General features: G+C 66.7%; 27 protein-coding genes. 1 reads left to right on the plus strand and 26 read right to left on the minus strand.

Features of this window, described 5'->3' with window-relative positions; all coding sequences use genetic code 11:
- Nucleotides 1–36: 36 nt before the first annotated feature.
- The 9 genes from ISF28_RS19735 to flgB are packed head-to-tail and all read right to left on the minus strand — an operon-like array spanning nt 37 to nt 6506.
- A complete protein-coding gene (locus tag ISF28_RS19735; RefSeq protein WP_198118888.1) occupies nt 37–393 on the minus strand; it encodes a rod-binding protein in 357 nt (118 codons plus the stop codon).
- Nucleotides 393–1562, minus strand: a complete 1170-nt coding sequence (locus ISF28_RS19740; RefSeq protein ID WP_198118889.1) for a flagellar basal body P-ring protein FlgI — start codon at nt 1560–1562, stop codon at nt 393–395. The genes ISF28_RS19735 and ISF28_RS19740 overlap by 1 nt, the downstream gene beginning before the upstream one ends.
- A 7-nt stretch (nt 1563–1569) precedes the next feature.
- Entirely contained in the window at nt 1570–2238 is a 669-nt protein-coding gene (gene flgH, locus ISF28_RS19745; RefSeq protein ID WP_198118890.1) for a flagellar basal body L-ring protein FlgH, read from the minus strand.
- A gap of 2 nt (nt 2239–2240) precedes the next feature.
- Nucleotides 2241–3026: a flagellar basal-body rod protein FlgG gene (gene flgG, locus ISF28_RS19750; protein ID WP_198118891.1), complete on the minus strand. Its 786-nt coding sequence runs from the start codon at nt 3024–3026 to the stop codon at nt 2241–2243.
- A gap of 34 nt (nt 3027–3060) precedes the next feature.
- Nucleotides 3061–3786, minus strand: a complete 726-nt coding sequence (locus ISF28_RS19755; protein ID WP_198118892.1) for a flagellar basal body rod protein FlgF — start codon at nt 3784–3786, stop codon at nt 3061–3063.
- 15 nt (nt 3787–3801) lie between these two features.
- Nucleotides 3802–5022 (minus strand): flagellar hook protein FlgE, encoded by a 1221-nt coding sequence (locus tag ISF28_RS19760; protein ID WP_198118893.1) that lies wholly within the window; start codon nt 5020–5022, stop codon nt 3802–3804.
- Between the two features lie 41 nt (nt 5023–5063).
- Nucleotides 5064–5729: a flagellar hook capping FlgD N-terminal domain-containing protein gene (locus ISF28_RS19765; protein WP_198118894.1), complete on the minus strand. Its 666-nt coding sequence runs from the start codon at nt 5727–5729 to the stop codon at nt 5064–5066.
- A 2-nt stretch (nt 5730–5731) separates the two neighbouring features.
- Nucleotides 5732–6136 carry a flagellar basal body rod protein FlgC gene (flgC, locus tag ISF28_RS19770; protein WP_198118895.1) on the minus strand — a complete coding sequence of 135 codons (405 nt, stop codon included), beginning with the start codon at nt 6134–6136 and terminating at the stop codon, nt 5732–5734.
- A gap of 10 nt (nt 6137–6146) precedes the next feature.
- Nucleotides 6147–6506 carry a flagellar basal body rod protein FlgB gene (gene flgB, locus ISF28_RS19775; RefSeq protein ID WP_198118896.1) on the minus strand — a complete coding sequence of 120 codons (360 nt, stop codon included), beginning with the start codon at nt 6504–6506 and terminating at the stop codon, nt 6147–6149.
- A gap of 114 nt (nt 6507–6620) precedes the next feature.
- Between flgB and flgA the strand changes: the two genes are divergently transcribed.
- The gene (gene flgA, locus ISF28_RS19780; RefSeq protein WP_229519221.1) at nt 6621–7292 is read left to right on the plus strand and encodes a flagellar basal body P-ring formation chaperone FlgA; all 672 of its coding nucleotides are present in this window, start codon (nt 6621–6623) and stop codon (nt 7290–7292) included.
- Here flgA and ISF28_RS19785 read toward each other — a convergent pair.
- From ISF28_RS19785 to fliE, 17 genes are read right to left on the minus strand one after another with little or no spacing between them, the layout of a single operon-like run.
- On the minus strand, nt 7282–8016 hold the full coding sequence (locus ISF28_RS19785; RefSeq protein ID WP_198118898.1) for a glycoside hydrolase family 73 protein: 735 nt from the start codon (nt 8014–8016) through the stop codon (nt 7282–7284). The two genes, flgA and ISF28_RS19785, sit on opposite strands and share 11 nt — an antisense overlap.
- Nucleotides 8003–8431, minus strand: coding sequence for a flagellar export chaperone FlgN (gene flgN, locus ISF28_RS19790; RefSeq protein WP_198118899.1), 429 nt, complete (start codon nt 8429–8431; stop codon nt 8003–8005). The genes ISF28_RS19785 and flgN overlap by 14 nt, the downstream gene beginning before the upstream one ends.
- Nucleotides 8432–8435: 4 nt before the next feature.
- Nucleotides 8436–8717, minus strand: a complete 282-nt coding sequence (gene flgM / locus ISF28_RS19795) for a flagellar biosynthesis anti-sigma factor FlgM (RefSeq protein ID WP_198118900.1) — start codon at nt 8715–8717, stop codon at nt 8436–8438.
- A gap of 29 nt (nt 8718–8746) precedes the next feature.
- Nucleotides 8747–9712 (minus strand): flagellar motor protein MotB, encoded by a 966-nt coding sequence (locus tag ISF28_RS19800; RefSeq protein ID WP_370663472.1) that lies wholly within the window; start codon nt 9710–9712, stop codon nt 8747–8749.
- Between the two features lie 13 nt (nt 9713–9725).
- On the minus strand, nt 9726–10616 hold the full coding sequence (gene motA / locus ISF28_RS19805; protein WP_370663473.1) for a flagellar motor stator protein MotA: 891 nt from the start codon (nt 10614–10616) through the stop codon (nt 9726–9728).
- A 24-nt stretch (nt 10617–10640) separates the two neighbouring features.
- Nucleotides 10641–11372, minus strand: coding sequence for a FliA/WhiG family RNA polymerase sigma factor (fliA, locus tag ISF28_RS19810; RefSeq protein WP_198118903.1), 732 nt, complete (start codon nt 11370–11372; stop codon nt 10641–10643).
- 23 nt (nt 11373–11395) lie between these two features.
- Nucleotides 11396–11857: a flagellar basal body-associated FliL family protein gene (locus tag ISF28_RS19815; protein ID WP_307727454.1), complete on the minus strand. Its 462-nt coding sequence runs from the start codon at nt 11855–11857 to the stop codon at nt 11396–11398.
- A gap of 52 nt (nt 11858–11909) precedes the next feature.
- Nucleotides 11910–13127 carry a flagellar hook-length control protein FliK gene (locus tag ISF28_RS19820; RefSeq protein ID WP_198118905.1) on the minus strand — a complete coding sequence of 406 codons (1218 nt, stop codon included), beginning with the start codon at nt 13125–13127 and terminating at the stop codon, nt 11910–11912.
- Nucleotides 13128–13132: 5 nt separating this feature from the next.
- The gene (locus ISF28_RS19825; protein ID WP_229519222.1) at nt 13133–13462 is read right to left on the minus strand and encodes a hypothetical protein; all 330 of its coding nucleotides are present in this window, start codon (nt 13460–13462) and stop codon (nt 13133–13135) included.
- Nucleotides 13455–13844, minus strand: a complete 390-nt coding sequence (fliS, locus tag ISF28_RS19830; RefSeq protein WP_198118906.1) for a flagellar export chaperone FliS — start codon at nt 13842–13844, stop codon at nt 13455–13457. Before fliS ends, ISF28_RS19825 begins: the two co-directional genes overlap by 8 nt.
- Before the next feature lie 19 nt (nt 13845–13863).
- The gene (fliD, locus tag ISF28_RS19835; RefSeq protein WP_198118907.1) at nt 13864–15279 is read right to left on the minus strand and encodes a flagellar filament capping protein FliD; all 1416 of its coding nucleotides are present in this window, start codon (nt 15277–15279) and stop codon (nt 13864–13866) included.
- 14 nt (nt 15280–15293) lie between these two features.
- The gene (gene fliJ / locus ISF28_RS19840; protein ID WP_198118908.1) at nt 15294–15746 is read right to left on the minus strand and encodes a flagellar export protein FliJ; all 453 of its coding nucleotides are present in this window, start codon (nt 15744–15746) and stop codon (nt 15294–15296) included.
- The gene (gene fliI / locus ISF28_RS19845; RefSeq protein WP_198118909.1) at nt 15743–17059 is read right to left on the minus strand and encodes a flagellar protein export ATPase FliI; all 1317 of its coding nucleotides are present in this window, start codon (nt 17057–17059) and stop codon (nt 15743–15745) included. The genes fliJ and fliI overlap by 4 nt, the downstream gene beginning before the upstream one ends.
- Nucleotides 17056–17748 (minus strand): flagellar assembly protein FliH, encoded by a 693-nt coding sequence (fliH, locus tag ISF28_RS19850; protein ID WP_198118910.1) that lies wholly within the window; start codon nt 17746–17748, stop codon nt 17056–17058. The genes fliI and fliH overlap by 4 nt, the downstream gene beginning before the upstream one ends.
- Nucleotides 17745–18767, minus strand: coding sequence for a FliG C-terminal domain-containing protein (locus ISF28_RS19855; protein ID WP_198118911.1), 1023 nt, complete (start codon nt 18765–18767; stop codon nt 17745–17747). The genes fliH and ISF28_RS19855 overlap by 4 nt, the downstream gene beginning before the upstream one ends.
- Complete coding sequence (gene fliF, locus ISF28_RS19860) at nt 18748–20499, minus strand: flagellar basal-body MS-ring/collar protein FliF (protein ID WP_198118912.1); 1752 nt, start codon at nt 20497–20499, stop codon at nt 18748–18750. Before fliF ends, ISF28_RS19855 begins: the two co-directional genes overlap by 20 nt.
- A 16-nt stretch (nt 20500–20515) precedes the next feature.
- A complete protein-coding gene (fliE, locus tag ISF28_RS19865) occupies nt 20516–20860 on the minus strand; it encodes a flagellar hook-basal body complex protein FliE (protein ID WP_198118913.1) in 345 nt (114 codons plus the stop codon).
- Nucleotides 20861–21201 lie beyond the last annotated feature (341 nt).

Genomic DNA, 21201 nt, shown 5'->3' on the forward strand with positions numbered 1-21201 from the left:
CTCTTTTGTGCGTGATCAGTATGAACAGGCGACCGTTCAGGACGACTTATTAAGCGGTGCCGGCAATATCTGGCGCAAAATCGCATCGGCGACGCCGAAGGCGCGCTGCTGCGCCATATTTCCGGCCAACATGTTGTCCACCATGTCGGTCATGTCCTGGTTGACCTTGTCCTTGGTGGGGCTGTCGTCCGGCGCGATGGCGCGCGTGGTTTCGCGCATCTGGTGCAGCATGTGCGAAATGAAAAAGCTCTCGAAGTCGACGGCGGCCTTGGTCGCTTTGGCAATATAGGCTTTGTCGGCTTTGTCGGCCTTGTCCGCGGCGGGCGCGACCTTGTCGTGGTCCGCGGCTTGGTCCGGCTTGTCCGGATTGAGTGCGTTGACGTTATTTAGCATCAGATCACCACGAGTTCGCCTTCGATTGCGCCGGCCTGGTCGAGCGCCTGCAGGATGGCCATGATGTCGTCCGGCGACGCGCCGAGGCTGTTGACCGTGTCGATGATGGTCTGCAGGCGGGCGCCGGCCGGCCAGTGGAACATCTGGCCCGAGCCCTGGTCGACCGAGACCTTCGATTGCGGCGTGACCGCGGTCTGGCCCTTCGAGAACGGCCCCGGCTGGCTGACGGCCGAGCTTTCCGAGATCACGACCTTGAGCGCGCCGTGCGTGATGGCGGCGGATTTCACGCGCAGGCCTTCGGAAATCACGACGGTGCCGGTGCGCGAATTGAAGACGACGCGGGGCACGTCCTCGCCTGCTTCCACCGCCATGTTTTCCAGCTTGGCGACGAAGGCGACGCGCTCGGTCGGATTCTTCGGGGCCACGACCTCGACGCTGGTGCCGTCGGCCGTGGTGGCGACCTGGCCGAAGCGGCGGTTGATCGCGTTCACCACATTGGTCGCGGTGTCGAAATTCGGGTGGCGCAGGCGCAGCAGCACGGCCGGGCCGGTGGCGAAATCGGTCGGGATCTCGCGCTCGATCTGCGCGCCGTTCGGGATGCGGCCGCTGGTCGGCGTGTTCACCGTCACCGACGAGCCGCTCTTGCCGGCCGCGGACAGGCCGCCGACGACCAGGTTGCCCTGGGCCAGCGCATAGACTTCGTTGTCGGCCGCGCGCAGCTGGGTCAGGAGCAGCGTGCCGCCGCGCAGGCTTTTCGCGTCGCCCAGCGACGAGACGGTCACGTCGATCTCCTGGCCGCGCCGGTAGCCGGGCGGGAACACGGCCGACACCATGACGGCCGCCACGTTCTTGTTCTTCGCCTCTTCGCCTTCCGGCAGCTTGACGCCGAACTGCTTGAGCATGTTGACGACCGACTGGCTCGAGTACTTCACCTGCGTGGAATCGCCGCTGCCGTTCAGGCCGACGACGAGGCCGTAGCCGACGAGCGGATTGTCGCGCACGCCTTCGACGCTGACGAGATTGCGCAGCGGCTGCATGCGGGCGAGGATGGCCGGGTCCGGGCCGACCGGGACCACGCTCGCGGTCCTGGGTACGGCGGGAGCGGCCAGCGCGGGCAGGGACAGCAGCGCGGCCAGGGCCAATGCAACGATACGTAAGGGTCGGGTCATGTCGTCCTCAGAACGGCATCACCGGACCGGTGAAGAACCGGGTCAGCCAGCCGGGTTTGTTGGCGTCGGCCAGGGTGCCCTGGCCGGAATAGGCGATGCGGGCGTTGGCCACGCGCAGCGAGGACACCTGGTTCTCGTTGTCGATGTCCGCCGCGCGCAGATAGCCCTTGATGCGTACGTATTCCTCGCCCTGGTTCAGCTGCAGGGTCTTTTCGCCGGCCACGCGCAAGAGGCCGTTCGGCAGCACTTCCTGGACGAGCACGGTGATCGCGCCGGACAGCGCGTTCTGCTGGGTGCTGGTGGCGTCGCCGTTGAAGCTGCGGTCGGCCGAGAGGTCGATGCCGCTGCGGCCGAAGGTCTTGCCGAACGCGGTGATCGGGGTGACCGACGCGGACGAACCCTTGGAAAAACTGGTCCCGGCCTTCTTGCTGGCCTGGGTCGTTTCCTGCAGCAGGACGGTGACGACGTCGCCCACGCGGAACGCGCGCGCGTCCGAGGTCAGCGAGACGGTGTCGGCGCTGAACACGCCGCCCCCGACGCCGGCGCGCGCCGGCTGCGCTTTCGGCAGGGCGAGGGCGTCGTCTTCGGGAACCGAGCGGTTCAGGTGGGCGCGCGAAGCGCATCCGGTCAGCACGAGGCTGGCCGCCATCCCGGCGGCGAGGGCGAAACGTTTCATGGTCAGCGGGAAGCCTGGGACAGGTATTGCAGCATATTGTCGGCGGCCGACAATACCTTGGTGTTCATTTCATAAGTGCGCTGCGCGGCGATCATGTCGACCATTTCTTCGACGACCTGCACGTTCGAGCCTTCCAGCGCGCCCTGCTTGATCTTGCCGAAGGCGCCGTCGCCGGCCTTGCCTTCGTTCGGCGTGCCGCTGGCGGCCGTTTCCTGGAACAGGTTCTCGCCCAGGGCCTGCAGGCCGGCCGGGTTGACGAAGGTCGTCAGCGTGAGCTGGCCGAGTTCGGTCGGGGCGATGTTGCCCGGAACGGTCGCGCTGACCATGCCGTTCTCGCCGATCGTGATCGCGGTCGCGTTGTTCGGCACGGTGATCTGCGGCACCAGGGGCAGGCCCTGGGCGTTGACCAGCACGCCGTTCGAATCGATCTGCAGCTGGCCTGCGCGGGTGTAGGCCGGCTGGCCGTCCGGACGGCGCACCTGCAGGAAACCATTGCCGTTGATCGCGACGTCGAGCGACTGGCCGGTGGTCTGGATGCTGCCGTTGGTGAACACCTTCTGCGTACCGACGATGTTGACGCCGTTGCCGAGCTGGACGCCATTGCTGACGGTGTTGTCCGCCGTCTGGGCGCCCGGCTGCTTGTCGACCTGGTAGAACAGGTCTTCGAACACGACGCGGTCGCGCTTGAAGCCCACCGTGTTCACGTTGGCCAGGTTGTTGGCGATGGCCTGCAGTTTCGCATCCTGGGCCTGCACACCGGTCTTGCTGATCCACATTGCTGGATTCATGGTTTCTTTCTCCTGATTCTGGGATGGACGTGCGTCAGCCGGCGATCAGCTTGTTGCCCGTTTCGTTCATGCTGTCGCTGGCCTTGAACAGGCGCATCTGCACCTCGAAGCTGCGGTTCAGGCTCATGGTGGCGACCATTTCCTCGACGGCCGAGACATTGCTGCCTTCGAGCGCGCGCGGGCGGACCTTCACGTCCGGATCGGTCGGCAGGTTGCCGCCGTCGCGGGTGACGATGAGGCCGGCCTCGTTCTTCGTCAGTTCGGCGCCCGTGGCGTTCACGAGGCGCAGCTTGTCGACGACCTGCATCTGCGTGGCGCCTTCCGTCAGCACGGAGATCGTGCCGTCCGTGCCGATCTCGACCGCGGTGTGCTGCGGCAGGACGATCGGACCGCCTTCGCCCAGCAGGGGATGGCCGTGCACGGACAGGGCGCCGTCGGGGCCGATGTCGATCTCGCCCGAGCGGGTATAGGCCTCGTTGTCGCCGTACTGCACGGCGAGGTAGCCCTGGCCGCCGATCGCGACGTCGAGCGGGCGGCCGGTTTCGCGCACGGCCCCGGCGCGGGTCGAGATCATGTCGGCCTGCATGGTCGACATGTGGCGGTCGTCGTAGCCGAAACCGCCCAACTGCTCCTGGGTCGCCACTTCCATGCTGGCGCGAAAGCCCGCCGTGTCAAGGTTGGCGAGGTTGTTGGCGTGGACCTGCTGCGCGCGCATCAGGCGCTCGGCGCCGGAGACTGCGGTGAAGATCAGTTTATCCATGGGTCGTCAAGCCGCTTACAGGGCTTGCATCAAGGCCTGCATCATCTGGCTTTCGGAGGTCAGGACCTTCGAATTGGCCTGGTAATTGCGCTGCGAGGTCATCAGGCCGACCAGTTCCGACGTGATGTCGACGTTCGAGCCTTCCAGCGCGCCGGTCGAGAGCTTGCCCGACAGGCCCACGCCCGGCGGATCGATCAGGGCGGCGCCGGACGCCGAGTTGGCGGTCCAGCTCGTCTGGCTGATGGGCGACAGCGCGCCTTCGTTGGCGAACGTGGCGAGGGCGACCGTGCCGACCACTTGCGACTGGTCGTTGCTGTACTTGGCCACGAGCGAACCGTCGGGGGACATCGACAGGCCGACGAACGAGCCCGACGCATAGCCGTCGCTGCGGTTGGTGGTGGTGCTGGCTTCGCCGGCGAAGCGCGTCGTGCCCTTGTAGTCGATGGTGACGCTGCCCGCGGCCGCGCCGCCCGCCGCGCCAAACGAGACATTGCTGGTGGTCGTTCCCGTCAGTGCGCCCGTGGCGTCGAACGTCAGGGCGTGGTCTGCCGTCAGCTCCGTCGCCACGGTGCCGTCGGTCGCGTACGTGGGCGAGCGCGCGGCGCCATCCATCGCGTAGAACACGTTGACGGTGTTGTCGTCCGCCTTGACGAAATATTGCGACAGCGTGTGCTGGGAACCCAGCGAGTCGTAGATGATCGATTGCTTGACCATGTTGTACGATTCGCTCTTGGTCGAGTCGAACTTCGTGGTGGGCACGGTCCAGTCGGCCGACAGGTTGCCGACGTAGGCGATGTTGGCCGTCGCGACGGCCGGGATCTGGCCGGTCGGGACCGTCACGTCGCCCATGACGCCCAGCGCGCCGTTCGCGGACACGCCGTAGCCTTGCACCTTGTTGCCGTTGCTGTCGACCAGGACGCCTTTCGCGTCGGTCGAGAAGATGCCGACGCGCGAGTACTGCGTCGTGCCCTGGCCGTTGACGCTGACGAAGAAGCCGCGGCCGTCGATGGCCGCGTCGAGGGCGCGGCCGGTCGTCACGGTGCTGCCGTTCTGGCCGATGTTCTGCGTGACCGAACCGATTTCCACGCCGTTGGGCTGGGTGCCGGCCATGAGCGACGCGAAGTTGGCGCGGCTGGCCTTGAAGCCGTAGGTCGCCGCGTTGGCGATGTTGTTCGAGACTGTGTCGAGTTGTTCGTTGATGGCCTGGATGCCGGACAGTGCGATGTCGAAGCTCATGTCGATTCCTTGAATACGTTGCGGTAGAGGGAGGGCGCCGTTCAGGAGCCTGTCTTGCCGTTGAAACCCGTGACGGACGAGGGATCGACCTCGCCGATGTTGGCCACCTGGAGCACGACGTGCGTGCCGTTGACGCGCACGCTGTTCAGGCGTGCCGCCACTTCGACCGTCGGCGAGCTGCCGTCCGATGGCTTGGCCTGGATCGTGTACGAGCCGGGCGCCAGGCCAAGGGCGTCCGGATCGATCGTGAAGCTTTGGGGGCCCGAACCGGGACCCAGGGCCAGCGTATGCTGCTGGCCGTCGGAGCCGGTCAGGATCAAGTCCGTGCCGGCCGAGAGGCCGTCCAGCTGCACGGTGCCGTGCACCTTGCTGCCGTCGACCTTGATGGTGTTCGTCGCCACCGTCACGTCGGAGCCGACCTGGCCGCCCATGGCCAGCGTCTGCAGGCTTTGCAGCACGCTGGCGCTGGCGGTCGTCGTCTGCGACAGGTTCTGCAGCGCTTCCGTCTGCGACAACTGCGACAGCTGGTTGACGTACTGCGTGGGATCCTGCGGCGACAGCGGGTCCTGGTTCTGGATCTGCGCCACCAGCAGCTTGGTGAACATGTCCTTGTTGGCGTCGGTCGGCGCCTGGGTCGACACCTTGTCGACGGCCGCTTGCGCCGTCGTGCCGAACTGGCTGTTGGTGGTGGAGGCGGTGGTCACCATGTTCAGGAATCTCCCAGCTTGAGCAGCGACTGCTGCATGGATTTGATGCGTCCGAGGACTTCGACGTTGGTTTCGAAGGCGCGGCTGGCGGACATCATGTCGGCCATCTCCGAGACTTCGTTGACGTTGGTGTAATAGACCATGCCGTCGGCGTCGGCCTTGGGGTTGTCCGGCTCGTGCACGCGGCGCAACGGCTCGGCGCTCTCGACCACGTCGAGCACCCGCACGCCCGCGCTGGCGTCGTTGCCCATGACGGACGCGAAGACCGGCTTGCGGGCGCGGTACGCTTCCGCCTCGGAGCCGGCCGCGACGTCGGCGTTGGCCAGGTTGCTGGCAATCGTGTTCAGGCGCACCGACTGCGCCGCCATCGCCGAACCGGCGATCTGGGAAATGTCCTTGAAGCCCATTGTTGACCTGTTATTGACCGTTGATGGCTTTTGCCAGCCCACGCAACTGCATGTTGATGAAAGTGAGGCTGGTATTGAAATCGGACGAGTTCTGTCCGAATGCCGCTTGCTCGACGCCGATCTCGACGGTGTTGCCGTCGGCGCTCGGGTGGTAGGGCACGCGGTACAGCGGCTTGTCGTCGGAGAGGGTGAGCTCGCCGTTCTCCGTGTCGATGCGATCCTGCAGCATGGCGCCAAAGTCGATGTCGCGTGCGGTGTAGCCGGGCGTGCTTTCGTTCGCAATGTTCGCCGCCAACACCTTGGTGCGCTCGGCGCGCAGTTCCAGCGCGTCGGCGTGCACACCCAGTGCGTCTTTGAAATTAATCGTCATGTCAGGAACTCCTGTCGGTTGAACGTCAAATGATTGGTTAGAATCAGATTTTTCCGCAGCCACTATTCTCTAATGAATGCTTTCTGTAAGGCAACCCTTGCCGCTTCATCACTTATGCTGTTTTCTGCGTTCGCGCAAGCGGCAACGTCGTCGATTCCGGTGCAAATTGAACAAGCCGCCCGTGCCGAACTGGAAAAACAAATGGAGGCGTCCGGCTTGACCGAACCGCAATTCGACATCGCCGTCGTGGCGCCGCGTCCGGCGCCGCCATGCAGCCAGCAAGTGGCCATCGAACCGCTCGATACCCGTTCTCCCCAGAGGATGCGCTTCGTGGCGCGCTGTCCGGACACGCCCGGATGGCGGTACGAGTACGTCGTCCGGGCGCGCGTGAGTGCCATGGTGGCAATCGCGGCGGCACCCGTCGCGCCGAACGAAGCGTTGACGGATGAACAAGTCACGATCGAGCGTCGTGATATTTCGAACATTGCCGATCCGATCAGTAATCCGGCCGATGCGGTCGGACAAATGTCTCGTCGCATGTTGCGTCCGGGAGACATTTTGCGCAGCGGACAGCTCCGCGCCCCGATTCTGGTGAAACGCGGCGATGCCGTCACGATGGTCGCGCGGCGCGAAGGCATCGAAGTCAGCATGGCCGGAGAAGCCTTGGACGAGGGCGGGAAAGGCGCCGTCGTGCGCGTGCGCAACGTCGGCAGCGGGCAGGTCGTGCGCATGCGCGTCGTCGCGCCGGGCACGGTTGAGCCGATCGACATACAAATCAGCCGCTGATGTTCTGCAGCTTGCCCGCCAGGCGGGCGAGTTTGGCCGCGTAGGACGGGTCGGTGGCATAGCCGCCCTTGGCCAGTCCGGCGGCGAACGCCTGGGCATTGTTCCCGGCGCCGAGTGCGCCGTGGAAGCGCGGATTGTCGATCAGCATTTGCGCATAGTCGCGGAAGGCGCTGGCCTGGTCCGGATAGGCGCGGAAGCGGGCGTTCGTCTTGAGCGCGGCGCCGCCCACGTATTCCGTCGTCGCGGATTCGGCGACGCTGCCGCGCCAGCCGGCATTCGCCTTGATGCCGAACAGGTTATAGGTCGAGCTGCCGTCCGCGTTGCGCAGCGGACGCTGGCCCCAGCCGGATTCCAGCGCGGCGTGCGCGGAGACGAGCTCGGGCGCCACGCCCAGCTTGTCGGCCGCTTCCTTCGCCCACGGGGCGATGCTGGCGAGGAAAGCCTGCTGGTCGGGCGACGTGTCGGCGCCGTCGCCCATGACGGCGGCCGTCGCGTTCTGGCTGCGGGCGGCCCACATGCGGCCTTCCGCGCTGAGCTGGGCGCTGGTGACGAAGTCGCCGCCGCCGTTCTGGATGAAGTCGGCGACTTCGCCCTGTACCTCGCCGAAGATGCCGCCGAACTTGGCGCCGCCCGCATCTCTCCCGTTGTCGATGGGCGCCGTGGGTGCGGTGGCCTGGGTCGGTGTCAGGGCGGGGATCGAGGTCGTGAATTCAGCGTGGCGCATAGGTATCGTCTCCGCCGTGCAGCAGGCGTTGCATGATCGTAAATTGTTCGGCCATCAGGTTGCCGTTGCGCGTCGTCGCCTGCTTGCAGTCGCGCACGAGCGCTTCGAGCTCGTCCCAGTCGGTGCGGCCGCGCGCGCTTTGCTGCGCCGGCAGGCTGCCGAACAGGTCGTCCATCGTCGCTTGCGGGCCCAGCAGGGCGCGCACGAGGTGCACGCGTTGCTGGCGGCGCTGTTCCATCGCGTCCAGCTCGGGCGTGAGCTGTTCGGCCAGTTGGGCCAGCTCCGCGCCGCGGTGGCGCAGGGCGGCCTGGAACTGGCGTTCCAGCAGGTCGCGGATGGTGCCGCAGGCGCCGAGGTCGGCCTGGACACCGTCCAGCAGGCGCGCGACGGCCTGGTCGCGGGTCATGCGGCTCATGGGATCAAACCTTGTTGCCGCTGCCGTGGAAGCGCTGGATCAGGCCGGCGAGGCGGCCCGCGTCGAACGGCAGCTCGCCCTTGGCCAGCGCGTCGCGCAGCTCGGCCACGCGGGCGGCGTCGAAATCGGGCAGGGCGCCAAGCGCTTTCTGCGCCGGCTGCAGCACGGCGGATTCGAGGGCGTCGCTGCCGGCGGGGCCGGCAGCGGGGGCCGCGGCCGGCGCGGCGGCACCGCCCACCTGTGGAGCGATCGAGACGGCAGGCGTGGAGGCGCTGGAAATCTTCATGCGTGGACCTCGGGTTTTCGATTGAATCGTCATGGTTTCTTTACGATCTGGCTGCGCAGTGCCTTGAGCTCCGTATCGTCCGTCCTGGACGTGGACGCGTCGTCGGTCAGGGCGTCGGTGGCTGTCGGCGCCCCGAACATGGCCTTGACGGCGGCGGCCTGCCTGCTCGTCAGGATCAGCAGTTCGATGCGGCGGTTGGCCGAAGCATCCGGATGGACCGGGTCGATCGGGGCGCGGTCGGCCATGCCGACCAGTTGCAGGATGCTTTCGCCCCGCATGCCGCCGATGAGCAGCTCGGACCGCGCAGCCAGAGCGCGGTTGACCGACAGGCTCCAGTTGGAATAGCTCGCCGGTCCCGCATTAGTGTACTGCACGGAATCAGTATGGCCTACGATCAACATCTGATTTTCCATTTTTTCGAACAGCGGTGCCATCGCGCGCAACAGTTTCGCGAATCTCTCGGTCGGTAGCGCGCTGCCGCGCACGAACATGCCCTGGCGGTCGGTATCGTGCAGCATCACGCGCAAACCGTCCGGCGTGATCACGGTGGCAAGATTCGACGCGAGGCCGGCGTCCGCGCTCATCTTTTCCAACTGGTGCGCGAGCGCCGCCAGTTCGGACGGCGATTCGTATTTCATGCGGATGGGCGTGTCCGAGTGGTTGCCGGTGGCCGGGCCCTCGCTGCCCCCATTGCTCTTGGGCAGCTGGAAACGCTCGATCAGGCTGCCTGCCGGGCTCGACTTGACTTCGGGCTTGCCGCCCGTGCCATCGATCAGGCCGCTGGCCGTGTTGTCGCGCACGATGTTCTTGACCTGCTCGGCGTTGCGCGCGGCGATCAGCCACAGCACGAGGAACAGCGCCATCAGCGCCATGCAGAAGTCGGCGAACGCCACCTTCCACGCGCCATTGTGTTCGTCGTCGTGTTGCTTGCCGCCGCCCCGTTTGACGATGGTGGCTTCGTGCTGCTTGTCGGCGCCTTTTTTGGTTGCTTGCACGGATCGCTCCAGGTCAAGCCTTGCGCTTGGCGCCGGCATCCTCGCCGTCGGCCATCGCGGTGATCCACGCTTCGAGCTGGGCGAAGCTGGGCTTGGTGTTCAGCTGGATCAGGCGGCGGCCCGCGTCGATCGCCAGCAGGGGCGGCTTGCCGGCCACGTGGGTGCACAGCACGACCTTCACGGTTTCCATCGTCGACGCTTCGGAATTGACCAGCTGTTTCATCATGCCGGAGATCGGGTCGAGCACGCCGTAGCAGAAGAAGATACCGATGAAGGTACCGACCATGGCGGCGCCCACGCGTTCCGCGATCTCGGCCGTGTCCGCGCCTTCGCCGACGGAGTTCATGGTCATCACGATGCCCAGCACGGCGGCCAGGATGCCGAAGCCCGGCATGGCCTCGGCGATCTTGTGCAGCGACTTCGAGGGCTGGGCCAGCTCTTCGTGGATGGCGTCGAGTTCCTGCTCGAGCACGCCTTCCAGCTCGTGGGCGTTGATCTTGCCCATCGCCATCAGACGGAAGTTGTCGACGATGAAAGCCAGCAGCTTGGGCTCGGCCAGGATCAGCGGATAGCGCTGGAACATCGGGCTGTCCTTGGGCGCCTCGACGTGGGCGTCGAGGGCCTTGAGGCCGCCGGCGGCCGTCTGCAGCAGTTCATACATCAACAGGAGCAGTTGGCGCTGGAACTCGGAGTCGTGCTTGTGCTTGCTTGCGACCTTTTTGACCTGGGAAAACAGTTCGGCCAGCACGTGCTTGGGGTTGCCCAGCACCAGGGCGCCGGTGGCGGCGCCGCAGATGACGATCAGCTCGGTGGGCTGCCAGATGGCACCGACCGTGCCGCCCATCATCGTAAAGCCGCCGAACACGGCGCCGAGCACGATGAGAATGCCAAGGATTTGCATGATTGTTATTACCTTTCTTGTGGTCGTTCAGGCCTGGGCCAGCGCCGCCTTCATCTTGGCCAGCGCACTTTTGTTGAGCTGGCAGACGCGGGCGTCGGACAGGTCGAGCACGGCCGCGATTTCCTTGTAGCTGAGCTCGAATTCATAAATCATCTGGATGACGCGCTGCTCGCGTTCGTTCAGGGCGGAGAGCGCCTGCTCGAGGCTGCGGCGCACCATGAAATGATCTTCCGGACCCGGGGTGCTGTGGGCGCGCTCGGTGGCTTCCTGCAGCATGTCGTCGAAGCTGAGCAGCTCTTCCGCGCAGTCGTCCAGCAGGAACTGGCGCCACTCTTCCTGGCTGATGCCGAGCGCGTCCGCCGCTTCCTTGTCGTTCGGTTCGCGCCCGAGCTTGCGGGTGAGGGCGCGCACGGCGTCGCGCATCTTGTGGCTGTCCTGGCGCACGGCGCGCGGACGCCAGTCCTGGCGGCGCAGTTCGTCGAGAATCGCGCCGCGCACGCGCAGCGAGGCATAGCTGGCGAAACCATTGTCCGGGGTGCCGTAGCGGCGCAGCGCTTCGAGCAGGCCCATGAGGCCGATCTGCTCCATGTCCTCGCGTCCCATCGCGCCCGACACCTGCGACGTGAGCTGGCGTGCGATGCGCTTGACCAGCGGCGCGTAGGCGACGAGGTGTTTCTGCTCTTCGGCCGCGCTCATGACCGCGTGGATGGCGGGATCAAAGTATTCGCTGCTGGCGTAGCTGTCGGCGTAGTCGGTCATGTAACCCACATTGTCCCCGATGGTTATTCGATGATCAGCTTGCCGATCATGACTTCCACGAACGGCTTTTCCGTGTGTTCGTGCTCATAATTGGCGTCGAACGATTTGTTCAGCTGGTCCGCGTACTGCTCGACCGTCATGCTGGACGCTTCCTTCATCGTGTAGGCCGACAGGGTGCGAACCGCCAGGCTGCGCAGCAGCGGCAGGTTTTCCTTCGCTTCCTTTTCCTTCGACCCTTCCGTCGACAGCACGAGGTCCGTCGACAGGTAGTGCGTGTCGGTGTCGTCCGGGCCGCGGCGCAGCATCACGATGACCTTGTCCAGGGTCACGTACTTGAGCGGCTTGCCGTCCCTGGGCCTTTCGTGTTCCGCCTTCTTGGCCGCGCCCGCGGCGGATGCGGGCTTGGGCATGAACCACCACACCGCGCCACCTGCGCCGGCCGCACTGACGATCACGGCGCCGGCGATGGCGATAATCATTTTCATTTTGCTCATGTTGGTACTCGCGCCACGGAGGCGCTATCGATGCATCGATTGCTCACGAGTCGCGGCCGAGTTTGAACACGGACGCGGGATTGCCGGCCTCGGCCAGACCGCGGCCGGGCTCGTTGTCCTGGTCGCGGTCCTGCTGGCGGCCGCGGCCCTGTTGTTGCGGGTCGCCGAACGGCGCCGCGCCGTTCTTCGGCGCCGGGGTCACCGTCACCGCGACCTCGGTGTACTGGCGCTGCGCCAGATCGTTGCGCAGGTTGTCGCTGACGGTCTGCAATTGGCGCAGCACGTCGCCGTTGGTGGCCGAGATGGTCACTTCCAGCTGGCCGGCGGCATGGCGGATCGCGATGTCGATGCGTCCCAGCTGGGGCGGCTCGATGCTGATCGTGGCCTGCTGCACGTTGTTGGCGACGTGGACGTTCAGGCGGTCGCCCAGCGTTTCCTGCAGACTTTGACGCCACGCGGTCGGCGGGCCGGCCAGCTTGACGGTGTCGGCCGCCGGCTGGGCCGACGGCAATGTCACGGCGCCCGGCACGGACGTGGCCGCGGCGACGTTCGCGCCGGGTTGCGCATTCTGGGACACCGACCCGTCCGCGTTGGCATCCTGGCCGGTGGCGCCGGCGTGGCCGCCCGCGACATTGGCCTGGACGGCCAGGCGCACGTTCGCCGCCGTCGCATCCGGTTGGGCCGCCTGGGGTGCCTGCAACGATTGCATGAGCGCCGCCTGGGGCAGGGCGACGGCGGCGCGGCGGCCGTCCTGGCCGGACACGGCGAGCGGCTGGGCCGGCGTGTCGGCCTTGTCGGCCTTGCCGGCGTCGTCGGCGCCGCCATGCGCATTGCCCTGGGCGGCCTGCACCGCCTGGGTGACCTGTTGCGGCGACAGCGGCATCAGCGGCATCGCCATCGCGGCCAGCAGGGGTGTGTCGGTCGCCGCCGCGGCGGTCTTGCCGTCGTCCGCCGGCTTGCCGTCGTTGGCGGCCGGGGCGCCGGCCGCTGGCGCCGCCGGGGTCGTGCCGTCGTCCGTGGCGGGCACGTCGGGCTGGGCGGCCGCCAGCGCCTGCGCGACGGCGCCGTCGGCCTGCTGGCCGAGCCAGCGCGCGAACGGTTGGGTCGGCGCCGGGGCAGCGCCAGCGGCGGCCGGTGCGGCCGCCGCAGCGGGCGCCGCCGCCTGCGTGTCCTGGGCGGCGGCCGGCGCGTTGGCCGGCTTGGCCGATTGGGCCGACTGCGCCGACTGGGCCGGAGCGGACTGGGTTACGGTGTTGAGCATGATCGTCATTCGTGGCTTACGCCCGGTTCGGTTTCGTTGTGCATCGCGTAGGCGATCCAGCCGTCTTTGTTGGCGCGCATCTCTTCCAGACGCGGTTCGAGCGCGCGCGCGGCGGCGCCGACGTCCTGGGCGGCCGCGTCGTGCTGGGCGCGCAGTCGTTCCAGCGCGGCGTGTTCCAGGGCATTCCACGGACCGTGCGCGGCGAGCGCGCGCAAGGCCGGGAGCAGGGCGCGCGCCTGCTCGCCCAGCTTGTCCCAGTTCTTGCGCGCGGCGGCATCCTGCAGGGCGTCGCCCAGCCGTGCCAACTGCGCCTGCCGGTCGATCGCGTCAGCCATTGCGTGCCTGTACGCCGGCCCAGCCCTGGCGGATGGTGGTCATGATCTTCACGACCTCGTCGACCATCGCCGGATCCTGTTTGATGCCGGCGCCATGCAGGTGCGTGACGCAGAAGTCGTACAGGTCGGCGAGGTTGGCCACGACCTGGCCGCCGGTCTCGAAATCGAGCGAGCTGGAGAGGCCGTTGATGATGTCGACGCATTTGTTGATGCTGGTGGCGCGCTGCTCGTAGCGCTTGGCTTCGATGTGTGCGCGCGCGCGCGCCAGTTCGTCGAGCAAGCCGTCGGTGAGCACCAGCACGAGCTCGATGGGCGAGGCGCGCGACGTCTGCGCATCGAGGCTGGTCGCGTGATAGCTGCTGTAGGCTTCGGAATAAGACATCTCGAATCTCTCGGTTGGCTCAGTTGGAAGAGTTGCTGAACAGCGAGGTGAACAGCGAAGAATTGTTTTGCATCGTAGCCTGCAGGGTCTGCAGGTCGGTGAATTGCTTCAGATAGCGCTGGTAGGCGCTGTCGTATTTCGCGTTGAGGTCCGTCTGGCGCTGGGTCAGGTCCGATTGCAGCTTCGAGTTGGCTTCGGTGCGCTGCTGGATCTGGCCGGTGGTCAGGTCGGTCCATTTGTTCAGGTAGGTGGTCAAGGAGCCCGCGATGCCGGTCGGCGCAGACGTGCTGGCGGTGCCGATCAGCGTGTCGAGGCCGTTCGGATTGATCGCCAGCTGGCTTTGCAGGCGCGTCGCGTCCAGGCCGATCGTGCCGTCCTTGTTGGCAAGGATGCCGTAGCTGGCCAGTGACAGGGTGCCGGACGGGCGCAGCAGATTGACGAGGTTGTCGCGCAGGGCCACGATGCCCGAATCGTGCGCGAACGCGCCGGCGGCGACGCTGTTCTTCGGGTCGCCCGCCGAGACGAGGCCGTCGACCGCGCTTTTGAGTTTGTTGTAGGCGTCGACGAAGGCCTGTACGTTCGCCGTCGTGCCGCTGGTGTCGGTGCCGACCGTCAGCGTGATCGGCGCGGAGCCTGCCGCCTGGGCATGGGTCGCGGTGAACGACACGCCGTCGATGTTCGTGAACGTGTTCGAGGCCTGCTGGATCATCGCGGTGGCCGGATTGGTCGGGTCGCCCAGATAGAGGATGGCATCCTGGGCCGCCGTCATGATGGTGCGCGACGTGAAACCCGTCTGCAGTCCGGCGTCGGTGGCCTGCGAGCCGTCCACCGAGACGGTGTTGGCGACGCCGGTGTTCTTCGACGTCAGCACGAGGCGCGGCGCGCCGCTGACCGTGATGACGCCGGCCGACACCTTGCCCGCGTTGCCGCTCGCGTTGTTGATGGCGGCCGCGATCTCGCGCACGCTCAGCTTGCCGTCGCCGTCCGAGTCGGCCGTGGCGTCCAGCTGGACCGTGAAGTTGGCCGTGTTCGTGCCCGCGGCTTCGTTCGCGAGGTTGACGGTCAGCTGGCCGCCGAGCTGCGAGCCGTCCGCCAGGCTGTCGTACGAGACCTGGCTGCTGGTTGCGACCTGCTGCACGAACAGGCTGTAGGCGCCGGCGGCGGCCGTCGCGCTGGCGGTGGCCGTGCCGACCGCCGTGTCGGACAGGGTCGCGCTCTGGGCGTACAACGTGTGGCCCAGGCCGGACAGGCCGGCGAGCGACGTCTGGAAGGCCGAGATCGCGGCGCTCAGCGTGGAGAGGGCCTTGCCGGTGGCGGTCGCCGCACTGGTCTGGTTGGTCAGCTGGGTTTGCATGCCCTGGATGTACTGGTCGGCCATGGCCTTGGCCGTGCTGGTCGGGTCGTAGGTGGGGGCGGTGATGACGCTCGTCGACATATCGGTTCTCCTGCTTATGCGTTTTTTGCCAGCCACGACTGCGTGGCAACTTCATCTTCGCGTTTGCGTTGCGTGCGTTCCTGCGCGCGTGCGTACGCGGCCTCGTGCTGCTCCAGCACTTTGCCCAGCAGCTCGCGCCTTGTCCAGGCGTGGGCCAGGTTCTTCTGCGCGACGGCCATGTCGGCTTCGTGCAGTTGCAGGTCGGTGCGATGGGTTTCCGCCAACGCGAAGACGGCCTGCTTGTAGTTACCGCAATTCATGGCCAGCGCCGGCGACAACGGCCGTGCGCCGGCCGGCTGGCCGGACGGGCCGCTGCCTTCGGCCAGCGCCGTCAGGCGGTCCACGCTGGCCTGGTAGCGCACCCGCGTCGCCTCCTTCTTGGCCAGCGCCGTCTGCAGGCGCTCGACCTCGGTGCTGCGTACGCGCACGAGGGTGTCCAGGCTGGTGATCGTCTCGCGCTTGCTCATGCCATGATCGCTTTCAATTGGTCGACGCAGGCCGCGAACGGCGCGTCTTCGCGCGTGCCCTGGCACAGGAATGCTTCGATGTGCGGATGCAGCTGGACGGCGCGGTCGGTCTCCGGATCGGCGCCCGGATGGTAGGCGCCGAGCGGGATCAGGTCGCGCACGCGCGCATGCCGGGCCAGCGCCGCCTTCAGCTTGCGCGCGGCCTGCGCGTGTTCCGGCGCCACCACCTGCGCCATGCAGCGGCTGATGGATTGCGCCACGTCGATCGCCGGGTAGTGCCCGCGTTCGGCCAGTTCGCGCGACAGCACGATGTGGCCGTCGAGGATCGCGCGGGCGCTGTCGACGACCGGGTCCTGCTGGTCGTCGCCTTCGGCCAGCACCGTGTAGATGGCGCTCATGCTGCCGTTCTCGTTTTCGCCGTTGCCGGCCGATTCGACCAGGTGCGGCAGGTTCGAGAACACCGACGGCGGATAACCGCGCGTGGCCGGCGGCTCGCCCAGCGACAGCGCGACTTCGCGCAGCGCCATCGCGTAGCGGGTCAGCGAATCGCACAGCAGCAGCACGTTCTGGCCGCGGTCGCGGAAGTGCGCCGCGATCGAGTGGCACAGTTCCGTCGCCATCACGCGCATCAGGGGCGATTCGTCGGCCGGCGCCACCACCACGACGGCGCGTTTCAGACCTTCGGGGCCGAGCGATTTTTCGATGAACTCGCGCACCTCGCGGTTACGTTCGCCGATGAGGCCCACGACGATCACGTCGGCCACGGTCTGGCGCGTGATCAGACCGAGCAGCACCGACTTGCCGACGCCGGAACCGGCCATCAGGCCGACGCGCTGGCCCTTGCCGAGCGTGAGCATCGAATTGATCGCGCGCACGCCCACGTCCAGCGGCTGTTCCACCGGGGCCTTCTTCAGCGGGTTGACCTTCGGCGGCGTCGTCGGCAGGGTCTCGTCGCCGCCCAGCTTGCCGCGGCCGTCGATCGGTTCGCCGAGGCCGTTGACCATGCGGCCCATCCACGACGGGCCGATCTGGATGCTCGAAGGACCCGTGGCCGGCAGCACGCGGGCGCCGGTCACGAGGCCGTCGGCCTGCTTGAACGGCATCAGGTACGTCACCTTGTCGCGGAAGCCCACGACCTGGGCGTCGAGCCAGGAACCGTCGACGGTCTCGACGCGGCAGCGCTGGCCCGTGTGCAGGCGGCAGCCCACGCTTTCGAGCAGCAGGCCCTGCACGGCGACGAGGCGGCCGGTGGGCAGCGCGACCGGCGGCGCCTTGATCTCCAGCGTGCGCAGGGTGTCGGCCAGGGCGCTCACTCGGCGTCCTCCCTGGCGGATGCGTCCAGGCTTTCGCGCACTTGCGTCATGCAGGCGGCCAGGCGGCCCTGGCAGCCGGCGTCCACTTCATGGTCGCCCGCGCGCACGCGGCATTCGCCCAGGTCCAGGGCGGGGTCGGCCATCAGGTTCCATTTCTTGGCGCGTTTCGGATCCAGTTCCTGGATGCGCTTGAGTTCTTCCGGATTCATGAAGACTTCCACCTCGTCGCGCGTCGGCGGCATCGCGGCCAGCGCTTCGTCGACGAGGTTCAGCATCTGCACCGGCTGCAGCGCCAGTTCGGCGCGGATCACCTGGCGGGCGATCTTGCCGACCAAGTCCACGACTTCCTTGCGCTGGGCATTGCGGAACTCGGTCTTCATCTTCTTCAGGCTGCGCAGCATCGAGTCGACCGGCTTGGCCATCTGTTCCAGCTCGGCCAGCGCCTGCTGGCGGCCCTCGGCGACGCCGCGCTCCACGCCTTCGGTGTAGCCGGCGTCGTAGCCGTCGTTGCGGCCTTCGTCCAGGCCGACCTCATAGCCTTCGCGCTGACCCTGGCGATAGCCGTCGGCCACGGCGCTCTGCCAGTCGTCGTCCGGGGTGGCGGACGACGACGACGGGGCACGCTTGGCCGCGCCGGCGGCGATGAACTGCGCCAGCGGGGGGAAGTGGTAAGGCCGGAACTGCTTCATTCCGCAGTCGCCTCGGCAAACAGCTGGACTTCGATCTCACCGTTGTCGGCGAGCTCCTTGACCTGCGCCATGATCTCGCGGCGGGTCTGCAGGATGCGCGACATCGGCACCGGGCCGGACCGCTTCATGAGGTCTTCGAAGCTCTGCGCCTGGCGTTTCGGCATCGCGCCGAGCAGGGCCACGCGCAGCGCGGGTTCCGCGCCCTTGAGCGCGATCGCCCACTGCTCCAGCGGGATCTCGTCGAGCAGGCGGGTGATGGTCTGCTCGGTCTGTTTCGACAGGATGAAGAAGTCGTACATCGACATCTCGATCTGCGAGACCACGTCCGGATCGTGCGCGCGCAGCAGCTCGACCATCGACGCGCGGTTGTTCGGCAGGCGGTTCAGGATCTCGGCCGCCTGGCGCACGCCTTCCACGGTGGCGCTCTGGGTGTCGAGCGCGGACAGGCAGCGCTGCACCAGCTCTTCCAGCTCGGACAGCAGGTCGCGGTCGATCTCTTCCAGGCGCGCCAGGTTCAGCAGCACCAGTTCGCGGCCGTCTTCCGGCAGCGCGTCGATGATCTGGCCGGCCAGCGCGGGCGGCAGGAAGGCGAGGAACACGGCCTGCATCTGCACGTGCTCGGCGGCGATGTAGTCGGCCAGCCACTTCGGCGACGCGTACTGCAGGCGCGCCATCATCGGGCGGATCGCGTCGCCGTAGATCGTGTTGAGCACGGAATTCGCAATCTCGCTGCCCAGCGCCAGGTCGAGCGAGCGCTTGAGGTAGCTGCGCGACGCGCCGTGCAGGCCGCTTTGCTGGCGGTAGTCGTCGAAGAATTTCTGGATCGAGTTCTTCACGGCGTCGACCTTGATGCCGCTCATCCGGCTCATCACCTGGGTCAGCTCGATCAATTCCTCGCGTTCGAGGCAGCGCAGCACGGCCGCGGCCGGTTCTTCGCCGATGGACAGCAACACGATCGCCGCCTGTTCGACCGGGCTCAGCACCGCTTCCTGCACGTCGTTATTGTTCAGATCCGCCATTTTTCTTTTGCACCCATTGTTTGACCACTTCTGCCACCCGCTCCGGCTCTTTACCCGCCAGGACCTTCAGGTGGTCGACCATCACATCCACGGCCGAACCGGCCGGGGGCAAATCGTATTCCTCGAGCAGCGCCTGGACCGGCAGCGTGCCGCCCGCCGAAGCCGTCTCCGGCGCCGCCAGCGCGCCCGCCGCGGCATTTGCAGCCGGGGCCGGCAACGCGCCGGCGCTGTGCGCGGCCGGCAGGGCGTTGCCTGCGCCGGCCTGGACGGTTGCCAGGGTCGGGGCGACGGCCGCCGCCTGCGGGGCGACGCGCCGGGTCAGCATGCGCATCAGCGGACGCAGGATCAGGAGCCAGCCGAGCAGGGCGCCGATCGCGTACATGGCGTAGCCGGCCATGTCGACGATGTTGTCGCGCTCCTGATACCACGGCCCGACCGCGACCGGGGCCGGGAAGGACAGCGAGGACACCGTCAGCACGTCGCCGCGGGTGGCGTCGATGCCCAGGCCGCCGCGCAGGATCTTGTCGATATTGGCGATCTCGGCCGGGGTCCAGCCCGTCTTCGGCGACGCGGCCCTGGCGTTGTTCAGCACCACCGCCACCGACAGCTTCTTGAGGCGGCCGCGCGAGCGCTTGATCTGGGTGATCGCGCGGTCGTAGGCGTACTGGCGCGTCGTCGCATTCTTGCGCGCGCTGCCGTCGTCGGGCTGGGCGTTCGATCCGGCCGCGGCGCCGTTGGCACCGTTCGCGGCGTTCGGATCGGCCGGCGGATTGCTCGCGACCGGCGGACGGTTCGACAGCGTGCCCGGCACGCCCAACGCCATGCGGCTCTTTTCCATCTCTTCGCGCATCGCTTCGCTGGTGACTTTCGGGTCTGCGCCGTATTTCTCCTGCGTTTCCTCGATCTTGTCGTTGTCGACGTCGGCCGTCACGCTGACCTTGAAGTTGTCGTTGCCGAGCACGGGACCGAGCAGGCCGGCCACGTTGGCGCGCACGTCGTCCTGGTAGCGCTTGGCGGCGGCGTCGCCCTGGGCGGCGCCGTCGAAGCCTTCGGTCAGGTCCACGCGCGACGACAGGTAGTTACCGTTCTGGTCGACGAGCGACACGCGGGCGGGTTCCAGGCCCGCGACGCTGCCCGCGACGAGATTCACGATCGCGGCGATCTGTTCGTTCGACAGCGTGTGGCCGGGCTTGACCGCCACCACCACGGAGGCCGACGATTTATCGCCGTCGCTCGCGACGAACGACGACGACTTGGCGATGGCCAGGTGCACGCGCGCCGAGGCGATGGCGTCCAGGGTCAGGATCGACTGCGCCAGCTCGCCCTCGAGGCCGCGGCGGAAGCGCACGTCCTGCACGAACTGCGACACGCCCAGCGGGTCGTTCTTGTCCATCAATTCCAAGCCGGCCGGCAGCTGCGCGGTGACGCCCTTGGCGGCCAGCAGCATGCGCACCTTGCCCAGCTGGCCGGTCGGGACCATCACCTGGCCGGAATCCGGGTGGATGCGGTAGGGCACGTGCTCGGCGTCGAGCACGCTCATCATGTCGCTGGCGGCGACCTTTTCGTGGGCGCCGAATACCGGCTTGTAGCTGGCCTGGTCGTTCCACATGTACAGCATGACCGCCGCGGTGATGCCGATGGCCAGCACCAGCATCGGGGTCAGGTTCTTGGACAGCGCGGGCGGCAGGGCCAGGCGCTTGCCGCCAAAGGCGGACTTGAGAGTGGCAATCACGATCGGTTTGTTCCTGTCAGACCGGCAGCTTGAGCAGCTCGTCGACGGCGCCCATCACTTTGTTACGGACCTGCATCAGCATCGAAAAGGACAGATTGGCCTGTTGCGACGACAGCATGGCGCCGACCAGGTCGTCGCTCTTGCCGCTGTCCACGTCAGCCATCTTCTGGTTGGCCACCTGCTGGTCCTGGTCCACGCTGACCAGCGCATTCTTCATGCTCTGCGCGAAGGAAAAGTTGCCGCCATCGCCCAGGGTGGGGTGGCCGCCATCCATCGCCGGCGCCACGACGCCGAGGCGGCTGGCATCGTTGGTGAGGGCTGCCAAGTCTGCCCGGATCAGGCCGGCAAGTTCAGTTCCCATCGTGTTCATCGCTCCCATGCTTAAGGTTGTGGGTTGTGACTTTTAGTAAATGTTGCCTTCGCTGGCGGGCGTTACATTTGTTACAACAGCCGTTGGCAAAAAGAAAATTGTTAAATTTCCAGTGCCACACTGTGGCTTGGTTTCTCCCGCAGAACCGAGGAGAATATCAGCGGTCTCGTCGGTACCCAGAGTGATTTTTTGTTTTCCCCAGCGCAGTAACGGCATCTTACCGTAGGGCAATGGCGAATTCAAAGGGGAAAATCAAATGGCGTGACACAATTTCCCGGTTATAATAGTTGCCCAGAGGAATGAAAAGAAAGCATCTCTGCTTATCATTTTTT

This window comes from Massilia rhizosphaerae (assembly GCF_016093545.1).
Classification (GTDB): Bacteria; Pseudomonadota; Gammaproteobacteria; order Burkholderiales; family Burkholderiaceae_D; genus Telluria; species Telluria rhizosphaerae.